Below are 16,682 nucleotides of genomic sequence, written 5' to 3' on the forward strand. Positions count from 1 at the left end.
GCGCCCCAACTTGACCAACCTGGTCTGAATAGGTATATTTGGTTATATGAGGTTTGATTAGCTTCTTTTAAAGAGGATCCACCATGAAAATTGTCAATATCTCAGAGGCCAAGACGAATCTTTCGAAACTGGTTGCCCTGGTTTACCGGGGCGAAAAGGTGGTCATCGCAAAAAACAACCTTCCCCTAGTGGATCTGGTCATTCACAAACCCGAAGGGAAACGCAAGCTTGGACTTCTGGCCGGCAAGTATACGGTACCGGAAACGATCATGGACGAGGACGCTGACATCAACGCCATGTTCTATGGAAACGGGCAATGAAGATTATCATTGACACGCACATCTATCTTTGGGCTTTGGCCGAACCTTTTAGACTGAGCGATCCGAAGCGGTCCGCGTTGGAAGATCTGGCCAATACGATTTACCTCAGCGCTGTCAGCATTGCCGAACTGATGATCAAGGCGTCCATCGGAAAAATCCAGATCGATTTCGATCCGGTTGCCAAGGCCAAGGAAAGCGGGTTTTCCCTCCTGGATTTCAGTTCGGATGCCGCGTTGATGCTTAAGGATTTGCCGTTTCACCATAAAGATCCGTTTGACCGCATGCTGATCGCCCAAAGCATTGCTACCCGATATCCTATCATGACGGAAGATTCAAAAATCACGCAGTACGATTGCAGGGTCATTTAGCGGCAAGAAAAATTTTCCAAACAGGTTCGAGCGGTTGAAACCGGTTGAATTGGTTTGATTGGTTCGATTGGTTCAGGTCCGTCCCCAAACTAATACAGCCAATAGAAAAAATTAAACCAACCAACAGCTTTTTAGCGTACCAGCTGTAAGCGATCAGTTATGAGCCATCAGCTATGAGCTATGAGCTAACTAAATCGCCCCCTTGCGCTGCAGCACCACCAGCACCGTCTTCAACAGGATTTTCAGGTCGTCCATGAAACGCCAGTTCTCCATGTAGCTGCAGTCCAGGTGGACCACCTGGTCGAAGTCGTTGATCTTGTTGCGGCCGGACACCTGCCACAGGCCGGTGAGGCCGGGCTTGAAGGAGATGCGCTTGAAGTGCTCGTCCCGATAGGCCGCCACCTCCTTGGGGGTGGGGGGCCGCGTGCCTACCAGGCTCATCTCGCCTTTGAGCACATTTAGAAACTGTGGGAATTCATCCAGGGAGGTCTTGCGCAAAAAGCGGCCCACCCGGGTGATGCGCGGATCGTCTTTCATCTTGAACATGGCGCCGCCCATCTCGTTGCACCCGGCCAGGCCGGCCAGGCACTGCTCGGCGTCGTGGACCATGGAGCGGAACTTGTACAGCTTGAACGTGCGCCCGTTCTGCCCCACCCGCCGCTGGCTGAAAATCACCGGCCCGGGGGAATCGAGCTTGATGGCCAGGGCCACCACGGGGAACATCAGGACGAAAAGCACGGTGCCGACCAGCCCGCCGGCGATGTCGAGAATGCGCTTGTAGAGCATGCCGGCGGCATTGAAGTTGTTGTTTCCGATGGTCAGAAAGGGCACCTTCTGGCAGATGTCGATGGAAAAATGCCCGCTGTCCGCGCACCACAGGGACGGCAGGATGCGCACGAACACCCCCAGTGTCTTGCAGGTCGCGATATAGCCGGACAGGGTGATGCCGCGGTGCCCGTTGATGGCAAAGACCACTTCGTCCACGGTGTGCCGCTTGATGATGTCAGCCAGTTCCTCGAGGGCCCCGATGGCATCGTCGCCCTCTTCCCGGCTGGGATCGATGGAGAGGCGGCCCACGATCTCATGCCCCCAGCTCAGCTGGGTTTCCAGCAGGCCGATCACGTAACTGCCGATTTCCCGGTCGCCCACCACCAGGATCCGGTGGCGGTTGAAACGCCGTCCGGCGAACTTTTCGAAGTAGACCTGGACGATGGTGCGCGCACCGGCGATCAGGACTGCACACGATCCGGCAAAATAGAGCAGGAAGAGCCGTGAGTAGTCTTCTTGATGGGAAGCGAAAACGACAAACACCAGCATGAGAAAGGCCGGCACCAGCGCCTTGAAAATGGCGACATACAGGGCGAGGTAACCGGTCGGCCGCTGGTCGCTGTACAGCCTGAGCCGACCCATGGTGTAGTTGACCACCACCATCACAATCAACACGGAAACGGTGAACACGGAGATGTCCATGGACCACAGCCATTGGCCCTGCACCAGCCGCAGGTAGTAGGCCACATAGCCCGCCGCGATCACGCACAGTCCGTCCAGTGCCATCAGCAGTGTTGTGATGATGTAAACTTCTTGTTGGAGCATCAGGTCAGTTTGATTGGTTTGATTGGTTGGGTGGGAAAAACCGGTTTACGGTTCACTGTTCACTGTTCACTGTTCACTGTTAAGGGACTGGGAGGATTGGTTTTATTCAGCCTTCATCCTTAAGCTTCTTTTTGCTGTTTTTTCAACCGTCAACCGATAACAGTCAACCGTCAACGTGTTTTTTCAATGATTGATGCAAGGATTGAAGCATTTTGGATATTGATTTCAGCTCTTGAATTAATTCTTTTGCGTCCATATCAGAAAAAATATTAACTTCTTTTGAGATATAAATCTGTGTGCGCAGTTCTGCAGCCGACCCTTGGGCTATATTGAGAAAGCGTTGAAAGTCCGGAATGCTTTTTCTTTCGCTTCCTTCCGCAATATTCGAGGGGATAGATATCGATGCGCGCAGCATTTGATCTTTCATTCCCCAGTCGCGACAATCTTTCAATAATCCATAGAGACGCACGGATAAACGGCAGGATTTTTTCCAAACTTCCAAATCTTCAAAGGAGGATCCCAAAAGTTCCCTCTGCTTTCTGTTTTTTCAACCGTCAACGGTAAAATCCAGGTCCACGGTTTACGGTTCTCAGCCCTTTGACCTTCCTGTTGCTGTTATTAAAACCGTAAACATTTTTTTCCATTCTGTTACATCGGTACAAATTCCGGCAGCACCGCATACACCCGCCCCACAAACTCCTCGAGCACCTTATACGCCTCCGCCATGCTCTGCCCGGGGGCCAGGGTCATTTCCGCGCGCACCAGGGCGCCGTCGGTGCGATGCCGGGTAAATGCATCCACCATCAGCCAGTATTTGTTCCTCCAGGGGCTGATGATCGTGCGGCCGCGCTGGAAAAAAAAGTAGCTGCCCAGAATGCGCGTCCGGCCCTTTTCCCAGATGTTGGTCCTGAGGGGCAGCGGCTGGCCGGATTCGGTGTTTACCGTATGCTCGCGCGAGCCGATCAGGGCCCAGCCGCCGCCCAGCATGCACGACTGGGGTGCGTGGGCCGTGTGCCGGGTGCCCTGGTACTCGTAAAACGGGATCAGCAGGTAAATCGTGTTGGGAAAGCCCGGATGGTAATAGGTCGCGCTGACATAGTCGTCGGCCCACAGGCTGTTGAGAATCTCATCGGAAAGGTAGCTGCGCCTGGCATGCCACCCGCCGATGGTCATGGGGAATGTCTCGAAGGAGGTGCGCGCCGGCAGGTTGGCCGCCGAGGGCAGCCGCTGCAGGGCATAGCCGCTGCCGGCGAACAGCAGGCAGAGGGCCACCGTTATGGCAAGTGGCTTTTGTAAACCGTTTTGAACGTTAGAAACCGTCAACCTGTTTTCTTTCTCATTAGAACGCTTGGTCGTCTGACGTAGTATCAATGAGACGCCGAACAATATTGCGCCCGCCAACATAAAGACCACCCATCCGGAAAAGTCGTGGAAGAAGTCCTCGGCCAGTTCGGGGTGCCCCCACATGTGCAGCATGCCGGTGGCGAAGATGCGCAGGCCGTTGACCAGAATGGAAAGCGGCAGCACCACTGCCAGCAGAACGCCCTTCTGCCACAGTCGCCGGCAGTAGAAATAGCCGAACAGCAGGGCCATCAGGATCAGGGGAACGAAGTAGCGCAGCCCGCTGCAGGCATCCACGACCTGCAGCTGGGTGATGCCCAGATCGATGATGTTGCCGTCCTGCAGGACCGACACCCCGGCGATGCGCAGCAGCATCACCGAGAGGGTGCTGGCCGCCAGCTTGAGGTTGAAGGTCAGCATCTTATTAATGAATGGCGGCAAGGGCACCAAAAAGGATAGGATCAACAGCGGAAACAACAAGTGCCGCAAACGTAGGCCGTAGAGGATGAACAGGATACCGACGAAGCCGCCCCAGATGCCGATGTAGAGCAGGGTTTCCACCGATCCCAGTTCGCCGGCGATCATTACCAGGATGGAGAATAGCACCGGCACCAGCCCCCACAGGTTCCAGGAAAACTGACCGAAATGAAAGTCGTTCTTCTTTTCCCAGCAAAGGTAGAGGAACAGAGGCACGATCAGGTAACAGTAGCTGTTGTCGCCGCTGTTCCAGCGAATTGCCAATTTCTGAAAAAGGGGTATGAATGCAAGCACAAAGGCGGAGATCATTAACCCGGGCAGCCCAAATTTTACGGCATTTTGATTGGTCATGGTTTTACCGTTGGGTTTGTTGAGTGCGTTTAATGTGGTTTAAAGAAAACGAACACCCTGCTAAGAGCAATTATTCAGAAAGCGAGGTGTTCAATGAGCAAGAAACGAAAACGGCAAAATTACTCTAAAGAGTTCAAAACCGGATTCAAAGAATCAGTTTTTCATAAACGGCTAATGTCTGGTGAGCGATAACATCCCAGTTGTACTTATCAGCCACTATTCCCTGAAAGGCTGCTCTTTTAACACCGCTAATAGGACGATCGATAAAGCTGCAAAGCTTTTTTCCCAAGGCCCTGACATCGCCGCATGGAAAGTAATATCTGGGGTCCAAGTCTACCGCACGGTTGGCTGGAATATCGGACACAAGGGGGGGGCACCCATAGCTCATGGCCTCCAACAGAGCAATCGGTAATCCTTCATGGTAGGACGGCAAAACAAAGAGGGCTGCATTAGAATACAACTGGGAAAGATATTCACCGTTTACGTACCCTGTGAGTTTTATTCGCGGATCTTTTTGAACAAGTGATTTAAGGTGGTTGCTGTACGCAGTTTCGTGGTCCGCATCTCCTGCAATAACAAGTTTAAATTCACCTTGAACATGTTGAAATGCCTTTACCAGATCATGAAGCCCTTTTTCCGGCACAAATCTGGCTACAGCAAGAAAATAGTTGTTCTTCGAAACTCCAATGCCGTCGAGATGACATGTTTCAACTCTTTTTTCAGGAATCGGTACGCCGTTGAATATCAAATTGGCATTTTTCCCACACCGTTTATGAACGATGTTTTCGATTATTTCTGATATTACAATCACTTCATGGGAAAACTTTCCGCCGAGATATTCTCCAGTTCTTAGGACCCATCTTGCCAGCGGGCCCCACTTCTGTCGATCATATTCCGGACCATGATTGGTCATAACGACCTTGTATCCCATCAGTCGTGCCACCGGGACCAAAAGCGATGGACCGATCCCCTGGAAATGAATGACGTCTGGTTTGTGCCGGATTGCAACGGCCAAAGAAAAAAAGGTATGGCAAATGGTTTCTAAGCTCTTCCTCTTGGTCGCATATACATGGACCAAACCAACGCCTTTGAAGTAATTTTTCTTCTCTTTAACGTAGGGTATTCTCGTGCAGATTTCGACGCAATGACCTTTCTGAACAATGCGGGGGTATAACTCCTGACAGTGTGTTTCCACTCCTCCTGGGATGTCAGGAATCCCCCGGCAACCGGTTACGTAAATTTTCATAGGAATCAAAAAAATCTTTGGGCAAATTACTTCCGTTTAACTCAATCCGAGAGGCGGGTCAAACAAGATTGGGTCAAAATTCAAGGGAGTTGCTTACCAGCCACCACTACCACTACCAGTTCTTTCCCTTCTCGACGGCCATCATGATATTATGTTTTTGAGTAACCACCGGGTGGAATCAAACAAACCGTTCGAAAGTTTTCATTAGCAGGTCGATATGTGCCTGATAAGAAAATTCATTCGTGGCTTTTTGATAACAATTGAGAGCATACTCGTGAATCCTTGACGGATGCTCCATTGCAAAACATAATTTATCAGCGAGATCATTTGCATTTCCTGGTTCAAACAATAGACCAGTCTGATTCTCTTCAACAACCATGGCCAGAGAGCCGATCTTGGATGCGACAACAGGCGTCCCGCATGCATAGCTCTCTATCAGTGTATTGGGCAAATTTTCATACCAAATCGACGGGATGACGGTCATGTAGGCTGACCCCAGATAATCCGCTATCGTGTCGGGCGGCATTTTTCCTTTCATGTCGACATAGCGTTCCAAATTGTTGGTCTGGATCTGCCGGTGCAATCGACTGACATAATCCTGATCGTGCCCAGCCCCGATGACAACGGCCTTCAGGCCATCAATCTTTCTTTCGTTTTTCAGGATGCCCATCGCCTCGATGAGCACCTCGAGGCCCTTCGGGGGATCAAGGCGGCCGATATAGACCAACTGCTTTCCGTTTTTTTCAGCATGCGTCGGCTTGAAGGCCTCCGTGTCCGTAAAGGTTGGGATGCATTCAATCCGGCTGTCCGGGTAGCCGGCACGAACCATTATTTCCGCCATGAAGGGATTGGTAGCGATGAAACAATCGATCAGCTCGAAATACCGTTTGAACCGATGATACCAGGTCGCCATGGCGTCGACGGCTGAAGCGAGGTGACTGCCTTTAACGCACCGATGTCGAATGCTCGGCAACAGGTTCCCTTCGACGCAAAGCGTGCAGGGTTTTCCGGACCGAAGGCAGTGCTGTTGCGGGCAGACCATGCCGAAGTCAGAGAGCCTGGCGACAATGGGCAAATTATGTTTTTTAATTCCCTTGAGCAGGGAGGGAGACAACTTCCTGAGGTAGCATAAGATATATGCAATATCAGGTTTTGTCTCTTCTATCATCCTTGACACGGCCTTTTCGACTTCCCTTGAAAAAATAAGCCGCGAGAGTGTCCTGGAAAAGGTCCGAAGAGACCTTTCATGCTCGTGAAAATAGACCTGGTCGGTCCGACCGATCGGAGGTACAAAGTATTGCCGGTATTGCGATGGCTGATTCTGATCGTATGTCACGGAAAAGGGAAGGATGTCGATCCCGCCCTGATCCATATGCTTGATCAGGTTGAACATGTATCGCTCGGGCCCGCTGGACACAAAATACCGGTAGTGACTCAGGAGGACTTTCATCTAGCTATATAATCCTCTCCGCCGGATAAAAAAGGACATGGACGTGGAGCCAAGAAATACCCTTAGAAATAGGAATAAAGCGTGTTTGATTAGTGTGCGGCACAGATACAGGCACCCAATGAATTTGGGTCGGTCGCAAAATGCACTGTAGAAAAGTGTTTTATAATAAAACGGATAGCGCTTGTTTCGATATGCAGAAAAAATCATAGACAGTTTTTGGTTGGCAAGGTATCTATAGAAATAGTTAGAATTTGGCCGGGTATAAACCCGGCTGCCAGCAATGACTTGAAGCCGGTATCCAGCTTGTCGTGCTCTACCAAAATAATCAAGATCGCTATAATGTTGAGGAAATCTGAGCTGTTCAAAAAGTCCGATTGTTTTCAAACATGACATGGGAAGCAAAGTAGATCGGCTGCCGATCACTTCAGCTTCAATACAGGCTGGTAGATTTTCAGGATTAACGCCATAATACTGGATTTGCAACTTTCTCAGGGGACCTTTGTACCTCTCACCGGCATTTAAAACGGTACCGTCATCCTCGCTGATACAAACAGAGGCACAGATGTTCATCGGACAATCATCCATCGCCTCTATTAATCTCTTCAAAGTTTCCGTTTCCAATCGGTTATCGTCATTCAAGACATAAACATAATCCACCCCAATAGTCAGCGCGTGCTTGAACCCGCAGTTGACTCCCCCGGCCCACCATAAATTGCCATCTCCTCTAATCACTGTAACATCGGGGAACGCCTTCTCGACTACCTCCCTGGTTCCATCTGCAGAGCCGTCATCAATTACTAGAATCTCGAGCACACAGTCATCAAGAATCTGCATCTCCAACTGTTCAATGATAGAAAGTGTTAGCTGTTTCCGATTATGAACCGGCAAGATTGCCAAAATTTGTTTTTTCATGTTGGACTGCAAACGTTAAGAACCCAAATACCAAAGTATTTCTGCAAAGCATCTTGTTGAACGAATGATGACGCAAGATGCCGTGCAATCAACACGGTTTCATTCCAGCAGGCGACCTAAGTTAAACTTCCATACTTGGCGTTTTTTGCCGTCTATTTTGCTTCGTATTAGAGTTAATGGTCGGAAACTGATATCCAAAGCCCCTATTGTATTACCCCATGCACCATGACGGAGCATGAAGTTACTCTTAAGAACGAACTGCAGGTAATTGATCAATGTTTCCATCTTTTTCAATTTCAGCACGGCAGAGGTCTTAATCGTATTGGACAACCGAGATGAATACTTTTCAATAAGATAGGCTTTTTCCTTGGAAACGATGTCACGTTTGGTCTCTCTAATCGTATCCTCATGATTCACTTCGATAGCGAGAAACTCATTTACCTTCCGAAAATTATACCCTTTATCCACAAGCCTCAGCCAATACTCGCAATCAGCAAGAAGGTCCACCTCATTTCGAAAATCACCGACGGAAATAAAACACTCTCTTTTCAAAAACAACGTCGGTTGTGCAATACGGTTCCCGGCATATAACCACAACGGATGAAATGATGGCCTAATGTTTAGAAAAGATTTATTGCTTTTCAAATCAACAATGACTGAATCTCCAAAAACCACATCAGTGTTCGGATGTTTTTCGAAAACTGATGCCACCGTAGCAAGCGTCCACGGCAAGTAAATGTCATCCGTATTCAGGTATGCGATTACATCACCAGCTGCCATCTCGAAACCTTTGTTGATCGCGTCATACATGCCATCATCCGGTTCACTGAGATATTTAATCGAACCATTGGACTTGTATTTTTCAAGGAGATCTAAAGTGCCATCCGACGAATCAGCGTCAACAACAATATATTCGAGTGCCGGGTATGTCTGATTGAGAACGGATTCTATTGTTTTACCAATGAATTTTAAACGATTGAAAGACGGTGTGATTATGGAAAATTGAACTGACATTTCTGCGATATTACCCTCAAGAAAACCAAAACCGTTGGAATTAAAACCACTGCGTAAAAATTTTACCTATTGGCTTTTAATCTCATCGACTTGGCCATATTCACTGCGTGGAAGACAAATTGCCCCATCGGTTTGCCTCCAACAAAAAAAAGCCACGAAATCACTTCCCCTGCGAGCCCGCCGTCTGACCTTGAAAGCTGCCTATAATTTTGTGCAGTATCCTTATCGCCTGTCGCCTGTGCCGTCGCTATGCCTTGCACAACTCGTGCTAAAAACCTTTTCGGGTTATGGATTTTAAGCGTCCTTAAATAATGTGTTTCTTCTTTGAGGATTCGATGAATAAAAGCCTGTCGGTTAAGAATTGAGAAGGAGCCGGTTTTTAGATTCTTGGTAATCATATCCTCACCCTCCGTATGATAAATACGCAACCCTTCATGGAGATAATATCTGCAAGCCCTCTCATTGATTTTGAACCAGAGCGTATCTTCAAAACCGGGCAATTTTTCATTGAATCGATCTACACCGAGCAACTCGGTTTTTGTCAGACCCCAGAATTCTCCGGTACATTTCCGTGCGACATCAACGCTGCTTAGGAACTGATTCGCGTTCAAACCTTTGCCAGAGAATTCACCTGTGGAAGTATCGAAACAATTACACGTGATCGCATTAATTTTTTCGTCTACCTGATCGGGCACTGAAATCATCCGTTCCAGTGCTTCAGGCACCATCTCATCATCACTGTCGAGGAATGTGAACCATGTTCCTCTGATCTGATCAAGGCCAGTATTTTTAGCTTCTGTAACGCCCCTGTTCTCCGAATGAGATATAATCCTTATTCGCTCATCTTGGTATAATTCAAGCTTTGATTGCGTATTGTCACTTGATCCATCGTCAACAACAATCAATTCTAAATCTTGGTATGTTTGGGAAAGTACGCTGTCTATTGCCCTCCCAACTGTGTGAGCACGATTATACGCTGTTAAAATAATGCTTATTGTTTCTTTGCTATGGCTCATCATTTACCCAAAACGGCTTTTCTATTTTTATAAGGTTTTTTATAGCCCAAGGATTCAGCCAGCTTCCCGCACTCGTGATAAATAATATCTATTTCCCTACCTGTCAGTTCGTTTAAATAATTATCATTCACGTTCACCCTCATCGGATACCACCTTGACCTCATTGAGCCATATAGCGTTCTTTTTTGGCCGGGAGCTGGAAGGATATCAATTTCAAAATTCAGTTGCGCAAAGTCACACATGGATCGAATGTATTTTTCAGGGTCCAATATTATTTTTTCAAACTGATATAATTTAATATTTTCCACTTTTTCACTTGCTGCCAAGGCAAGTTCATATGAGTTTCTCCAATGCTGACAGCACAATCTGATGCTTCTTTCTGTAGTGATTCCGAATCCGTGTTTATGACGACTCTTGTAATAAATCTCAGCAACCCGTTTACACATGGCATAGGGATTACGTGTTACAACGATAAAAATGGGGGTAGATGGGTTCAATGCTTTTTTTACCGCTTCAATATTTATTGTGTATAGTTGGCTTTTATCAATGAAACGAGCCCTGTAGGGGTCATGGGCATAGGCTCTTATGACTCTTTTAATTACTCTTTGGAATCTATCGCTAATATCGGGCGTAATAGATTCTACATCCACACGGTATAATGGCAGTGTTTCGTCTAACGCGTAAGTCCAGTACCTGAACCTGTCCGTAGGGTACTTCGTCGGGTATTGTTTGTTCACGACAAATGAGAACTCCTTTGGGATTCTCCAGTCGTGTAAATAAGCGTGCATTTCATTTTCAGCAGCGTCCCAGTGCAGGTTGTTTCCCCGGCAAAAACAGGTTATTGAGTGTCGTTGGAAAACTTTCATCAACATTGTCAATCCACAGCCCTGTGTACCAAGAAGGAAAATAGGCTTATCGATCTCAATGCGGTTTAGGTTTGTGCTGTACCTAAATATGTTTGTAAAGTACCGTGCAGCTCGTTCTTTATTGAGCAGCCAGCGTAACAACTGAGAAATTTTAGAAAACTGAGAAATTTTGCTTATGGATCTCATATGAAAAGCTCAATTCTTTACTTCATCAATTACAGAAAGAACCTCAAAAAATCCTAGTTTAATGATTGAGGATTCAGGATTTTACAAAAAATATGTGCAAGAGAAGCGGGTTTTAATACCAGTTTTTCGAGCCCGTTTTCCAGTGTAAACTGTCTTTCAACAACTTCTTCGCCCTGCTTTCCGGAGCCAAGTGACGGTCCTCCGTTAATGCTGGTTTGCGATAACAACTCAATCACTTCCACAGTGGGCTCTATGACGACTCTATCCGGGAAAGAAATTAGGGTTTCCACTGACTGGTCTGGGTGTCTGTTGAGCACAGTGATTACAATTTCCTTATTTGCCAGGCAGTAACTTGAAACGGCATCCAAAAATTTGATTTCATCAACACCTTTGGCCAAAAATGAAGTTTCAAAAAGGGGTACACGATATGTCTTGGATTGAATATTCAGTCTAACTTTTCTACTTCCAGAATGATCTGAGTATAATTTCATAATTTTATAATGGGGCGTAACACTATCATCCGGTCTAATCATTCCAAATCCGAGCCGTTTACCAATCAGGGAAAAATGGCATAATATCGGCACGCCCTTTCTAATCGAAGTATTTAACAATCCCGCATACCATAGGGCAGACTTTAATGTCATATTTTTTTTGTGCATTTCGATATCAATTTTTCTCCCATCGCCAAAGCGGGTATTGGCTTCGGTAATAGCCACAGTTTGATGAGGATAAACTGTCTGGATACGTTGGATTTGCCGTTCAATTTGATAATTGTTTGCAACCAAAAACTGGTCGGCTATTCCCTCATAGTTCCAGATCTCTCGATCAATGCCGTATTGTATATTTTTAATCTTTACGCTTTCGACAAAAAGGTTTCGATCACCAACTCCTGGAATCAGCCTATCATTCACAAAGCACAATCGGATCGAATGCCCCCCCTTGGCCAGGGCCTTTTTAATGGAGATTTCCTCAGGCTTGTTCGGATCGACAATATGCTTTCCCGTTTTCCTGTCGACAGCCACAGCTACCTCCGGGCAACCAAGCGCACACGTGCCCCCGGCTTTTATGATTATTTCGTAATCGCCGGGTTTATTTATTAGGAATTGGCGTTCGCTGCAGGCGTTCGAAAAAAGTCTTGTTACGGGGGGCAGCCTATCAGGCTTGGCATATACATGCAGGACAATGAAATCAATTAATGCTGGATTAAGATACGGGTTCTTGTCAAACTGCTTTCCACGAAACCGCATTAGTGGATCGCCGGTCACACCGATTTTTATCTTGGGGTCAACGGCCTTCATGGCCTTTGCATAGGCATGAGCTCTTTCGATGTAGGACGAATCCCGGGTAAAATAATTCTCGTTTCCTATCTCCCAGAACTCTACGTCAATGGGGTCGAAAAGGCCATTAGCACTTCTCAACCATGCGAAGTAGTTTGGACGTATTTCCTGTTGCTCGCTGTACGAGGACATTTGCCAGGAAGGATCGATTTTTGGGGGAACCGGTAGGTTGCAGAAGGCCACCCAATTGGCTGCCTCCTCAATGCTTCCCGTCTGGTAGTTGGCGGTTATGATTATGTCAGAACCAATTGCCTTAGCAAATCGAGCCAGTTCTATGGTGCCGAAGAACTGCCTGTATTTCCTGCCTATGACATCTTCCCCAAAAGGCCTTTCAAAAAATGTTCCGATGGCATCACGCCAATGATGCATTTCGCTGTCACGAGCCCCCGGATACCTAAGAAGCTTAATTGGAACCTTCCTGCATTTTTCAACCATAAATGGATTATTCGAAACTGAACCGTCAACAGGATTGAACATCAGCAAACGGTTGGACCTGTTGACGCGAACAATGTCGGCTTCATTCATAACAAACAAATTCGTTCCGATGATATTGGGGGATATGGTCTCCCCGCTGATACCCAGTATATTTACCTTGGCCTGCTGGACGTCATTGGCGGGGAAAGCCAACCTTGGATTTATCGCGGCGATGAGGAACAAAGCCATTATAATTACAATATAGCAGTGCGGGGTACGCATGATCCAATTCCGATTATTATCTTTAACCAAAACTGCTTCTTTTATCGATTCACCATCATGCATTGCCATCTGTCGATAATGCCTCTGATATTGCATTTTCCAAAAAGACCATTCGACCTTTCGAATTTAGCGACAGATCTCTTGAGTTCAGGATCATTTTCTAAGCTGCACAACAACTTATCAAGCCAACAATTGTATAATTTCTTATCGAGCCGGTTGTTTTCAAGAATTATCGTTTTAGTTTTTTCGGAAACCGCCTCATGTTTTTTCCCGGCGGTATTGCGCTTTGAGTAATGTATGCGGCCCAAAAGCCCTTTTTCCCTCATCAACAGGAGCGAAAGGTCGAAAAGTTCCAAGATGCCGACCATAGCGAAATGATTCTCCATGTGCGCCATAGCCCTTGCCAAGTCATCCTCATTCAACTCCTTTTCGGAATTATCATCCCCGTTGGACGATGAGAGGAGCCGGACCTGGCCATTCTGGATCTCCGTTGTAGGACATGTAAGAACGAATTTTTCCAGGGACATCTTCCCGCCTGAGGGTGTAACGATTGCGGGATAGAGGTAATGATCTGGCCTTCTCAAGACAAAGTTGTAGTAAGAGATGACCCGCTTTACCGGGTCTCGAAGGAAGGTCACGTAGATGGCGTCCTCATCAAAAAATCGATGCAGGCCAAAACCCATGTGGCCCATCGCCCACAATGTCTTCTCTTTGGGCCCCCTCTTCTTGAACGCCTCTATTGATTCGATGTTATTCTTATACGATACCTGAAAAATGTTTTTTTCAGGGATGTTCTTTCTGACAATCTGGTAAAATGTCTGTCCACCGGCCTTGGGGATATGGAGGAAAACAACTTTTTTATCTGGCAGAAACGGATGCATCTAATTTGTTTCCAAGATATTGACAGATCCCCGGCAATACCAGCAAAATGGCCAGAATCTGTGTATGGCGGTAAATGATAAAGGGAGTGCCGAAAAGCAAATCCGGAATCTCAAACAAAAAACCGCAAAAAAAGGCATCTCCGATAATTTTCATGCGCTCGTTTTTCCATTTTTTTCTTCGGGCAAAAACCCACCAGAGCACATAGGAAACAAGCAACCAAACATAAACCAACAATCCAACCAGACCCATCTTGACGTACATGTGGCCCAACGAACTGTGAACAAAGTCCGTTTCCTTCCAAGGTGTAATTCTTGGACAGTTGACACCCCATGGCCCTGCGCCAAAAAAGGGGTTTATTTCATTTGTCTTTGCCACGGCATGATAGATCTCACCAAACCGATTTTTCTTGACGTCAAAGCTGCCGTCATTCGCTACCAAGTCACTGGTCATGGACTGCTTTTTTTTGTCATTTTGAAAACGCGTTTGTAAAATATTGATACTGACTGCGATCAGAAGCAGGGACAAGATCGCAATTGCCATTTTTTTCCTGAGGCTGGAAATACAAAACAGCCAGATGACAACAAACATCAACCCCAGCAGGGCAGTACGCCGAAAAGAAAAAAGGATATTGACAAAAAGAATGCCGCTCCCTGAGTATGCTACGATCTTTTTAAAACCTTTTTTATAGGCTGACCCGAGATAAAGGCAGATGGTGGTGACCAAAAAAAGGACACTCTGCCCGTAATCGAAAAAGGTCAAGCGGCTGCGACTGCCCTCGAAGTTGGCGTAGTAGTTGGCCGGGTCCCCCCCAAACAGCAAAAAACGAATCAATCCGTATATCGCCATGGCGATGGCAACGCTGACGAGCAATTTCACGAATAGGTCCAAATTGACATCACAGTCAATTACCCATTTAAGGGTGTAGTACAATATGGTCATGTTAAGCAGGGTAATCAGCCCCCTTCGCGAGAGCACATTCTCGATCGCCACCCCTTTGAGAACGCCGAAACCGGCATAGAGAATAAAGAGGATAGTCAGCAAAACAAGCGGGACCGTCACCAATTTGGGGGCAGGGATACTTTTGTATGGACCAATCACCCGGGTGGCAATACCAGCGTAAACGAACAGAAAGAGAAGATAAATATTGATTATCGACAAAGGCATCAAACCCGTACCGCGGGTGTAAAAGGTCAAGTTCGCGCCTTCTGCACCGTATAAACTCCCGGTAAAAATGAACAAGAAAAAAAGATAGGAGAAGACAGCTTTCTGTGGTTGAAAGCTGTAGCGCACAGACATCAGCGCCAGCAGAACAAAGCTCAGTGTGGTCACTAAGGATGAGTATTCGTAGGTAATGCTCATTGCAGATAAACATCCATAAGCTTGTGGGCGCTGTCTTCAACGCACGAACCGAAACAGGAATTCAGCCGATGTGAAGAGCGGAATACCGGCTCGGTCTTGAATGACAGGGCCATTTCGTCCAAGGTGTCGAACAGTTTGAGCTGTTTCGAAGATTCGACATAGCAATCGAACTCCGGGGTGCCGCCCAGTCTAAGGGCCCTCACATCTTTCGAGAGAAACAATGCCTCCAGAACACCGGTCGAACATGACTCTTCACAAATGGAAGAAAGCACGAAAACATCGGATACTATATGCTGCCGGATGCATTCCTCGTAGGGAACGAATCCGAGAAAACGGACCGGCGCATCGCGGAAACGGACCTTCAAACTTTCCAGATCGCGCCCCGAACCTGCCACGGTGATCTGGATGGGTCCGTCAAAAATGCGGTACTGCCTGCATACATCGAGAAAAACGCCGATTCCCTTATGGGGGTCAATTGAATTGGCCAGAAACACCCTAGTAATTTTATTCCCTTTTCTGGGTTCAGAATCACATGCATCCATAATCTCCCGCAGCCTGCGGCAGTCGATGAAATTATGGATCACCGAGATATTGTGGCCGACCGAACCCAGCACAGCCAAATTGACATCAGCGAGCCGCCGGGAAACGAAAATGTGTTTATGGCGTTCGATCGCAAGGCGCGCATTCCCGCGCCATTTTTTAACCCCGTCCAAGGTTATCCATCTCAACAAAGGGTAGGAAAACCGGCCATGACACTGGCTGCACTGCGCCACTCTTGATTCAATGCGACAGGGATTGCCTCCATTTTTCATTAAGGTCTTGTGAATGCAAATCAGGCTGTAGTCATGGTGGGTGATGGTCAGGTTGATGGTTTCCGGCAAATACCGGGCTATGAGCGGGAAGTGACCATGGTAATGGATGGCATCGTAGTTCGAAGCGATAGAGGTTATCATCCGGGCGATTCGCTTTGCCTTGGCCAAATGAAACGCCCCCAGGTATACACCGGCTCGATTCTCGATCTTTCTGACGTACCAGTGAATGCGCAGATGAGGCTTCGAAATCAAACGTCCCTTGAAACCCATGGCCAACACATTCTCTTCTGATGCAGCATCTGCATTGCATAAAAAGTCCACCGAATGCCCCAACTCTATAAAGCGGTTGGCAAGAATTACGGCGTGCTTACCCAGCCCCCCCATGGACGAATGAGGCACCAGTTCACATGCAAAAAGTATTTTCATATCATCCTACGACACACCCACCTTTCTCAA

At 47.3% G+C, this 16,682-nt stretch carries 15 protein-coding genes; 2 read left to right on the top strand and 13 right to left on the bottom strand.

Annotated features, from left to right (window positions below):
- The first annotated feature begins 83 nt into the window (after positions 1-83).
- Entirely contained in the window at positions 84-320 is a 237-nt protein-coding gene (locus DSCA_RS11415) for a type II toxin-antitoxin system Phd/YefM family antitoxin (RefSeq protein WP_155316555.1), read from the top strand.
- Entirely contained in the window at positions 317-688 is a 372-nt protein-coding gene (locus tag DSCA_RS11420) for a type II toxin-antitoxin system VapC family toxin (protein WP_155316556.1), read from the top strand. The genes DSCA_RS11415 and DSCA_RS11420 overlap by 4 nt, the downstream gene beginning before the upstream one ends.
- Before the next feature lie 189 nt (positions 689-877).
- Here DSCA_RS11420 and DSCA_RS11425 read toward each other — a convergent pair whose 3' ends face one another.
- The 13 genes from DSCA_RS11425 to DSCA_RS11485 form a co-directional block, all read right to left on the bottom strand.
- A complete protein-coding gene (locus DSCA_RS11425; protein WP_155316557.1) occupies positions 878-2,281 on the bottom strand; it encodes a sugar transferase in 1,404 nt (467 codons plus the stop codon).
- 163 nt (positions 2,282-2,444) lie between these two features.
- Entirely contained in the window at positions 2,445-2,804 is a 360-nt protein-coding gene (locus DSCA_RS11430) for a four helix bundle protein (protein WP_155316558.1), read from the bottom strand.
- Positions 2,805-2,929: 125 nt separating this feature from the next.
- Positions 2,930-4,450, bottom strand: coding sequence for a VPLPA-CTERM-specific exosortase XrtD (gene xrtD, locus DSCA_RS11435; protein WP_155316559.1), 1,521 nt, complete (start codon positions 4,448-4,450; stop codon positions 2,930-2,932).
- Between the two features lie 145 nt (positions 4,451-4,595).
- A complete protein-coding gene (locus DSCA_RS11440; RefSeq protein WP_155316560.1) occupies positions 4,596-5,696 on the bottom strand; it encodes a glycosyltransferase family 4 protein in 1,101 nt (366 codons plus the stop codon).
- Positions 5,697-5,874: 178 nt separating this feature from the next.
- Positions 5,875-7,089 carry a glycosyltransferase family 4 protein gene (locus DSCA_RS11445; protein WP_167527726.1) on the bottom strand — a complete coding sequence of 405 codons (1,215 nt, stop codon included), beginning with the start codon at positions 7,087-7,089 and terminating at the stop codon, positions 5,875-5,877.
- 57 nt (positions 7,090-7,146) lie between these two features.
- Complete coding sequence (locus tag DSCA_RS11450) at positions 7,147-8,058, bottom strand: glycosyltransferase family 2 protein (RefSeq protein WP_155316562.1); 912 nt, start codon at positions 8,056-8,058, stop codon at positions 7,147-7,149.
- 99 nt (positions 8,059-8,157) lie between these two features.
- Positions 8,158-9,072: a glycosyltransferase family 2 protein gene (locus DSCA_RS11455; RefSeq protein WP_155316563.1), complete on the bottom strand. Its 915-nt coding sequence runs from the start codon at positions 9,070-9,072 to the stop codon at positions 8,158-8,160.
- Between the two features lie 62 nt (positions 9,073-9,134).
- Positions 9,135-10,091 (bottom strand): glycosyltransferase family 2 protein, encoded by a 957-nt coding sequence (locus tag DSCA_RS11460; RefSeq protein ID WP_155316564.1) that lies wholly within the window; start codon positions 10,089-10,091, stop codon positions 9,135-9,137.
- Complete coding sequence (locus DSCA_RS11465; protein ID WP_155316565.1) at positions 10,088-11,140, bottom strand: sulfotransferase family protein; 1,053 nt, start codon at positions 11,138-11,140, stop codon at positions 10,088-10,090. The genes DSCA_RS11460 and DSCA_RS11465 overlap by 4 nt, the downstream gene beginning before the upstream one ends.
- A gap of 53 nt (positions 11,141-11,193) precedes the next feature.
- Entirely contained in the window at positions 11,194-13,242 is a 2,049-nt protein-coding gene (locus DSCA_RS11470; protein ID WP_167527727.1) for a carbohydrate-binding domain-containing protein, read from the bottom strand.
- A complete protein-coding gene (locus tag DSCA_RS11475) occupies positions 13,215-14,054 on the bottom strand; it encodes a sulfotransferase family 2 domain-containing protein (protein ID WP_155316567.1) in 840 nt (279 codons plus the stop codon). Before DSCA_RS11475 ends, DSCA_RS11470 begins: the two co-directional genes overlap by 28 nt.
- Positions 14,032-15,414 (bottom strand): O-antigen ligase family protein, encoded by a 1,383-nt coding sequence (locus DSCA_RS11480; protein WP_155316568.1) that lies wholly within the window; start codon positions 15,412-15,414, stop codon positions 14,032-14,034. The genes DSCA_RS11475 and DSCA_RS11480 overlap by 23 nt, the downstream gene beginning before the upstream one ends.
- A complete protein-coding gene (locus tag DSCA_RS11485) occupies positions 15,411-16,652 on the bottom strand; it encodes a glycosyltransferase family 4 protein (protein ID WP_155316569.1) in 1,242 nt (413 codons plus the stop codon). The genes DSCA_RS11480 and DSCA_RS11485 overlap by 4 nt, the downstream gene beginning before the upstream one ends.
- Positions 16,653-16,682: the final 30 nt, after the last annotated feature.

The organism is Desulfosarcina alkanivorans, from assembly GCF_009688945.1.
Classification (GTDB): domain Bacteria; phylum Desulfobacterota; class Desulfobacteria; order Desulfobacterales; family Desulfosarcinaceae; genus Desulfosarcina; species Desulfosarcina alkanivorans.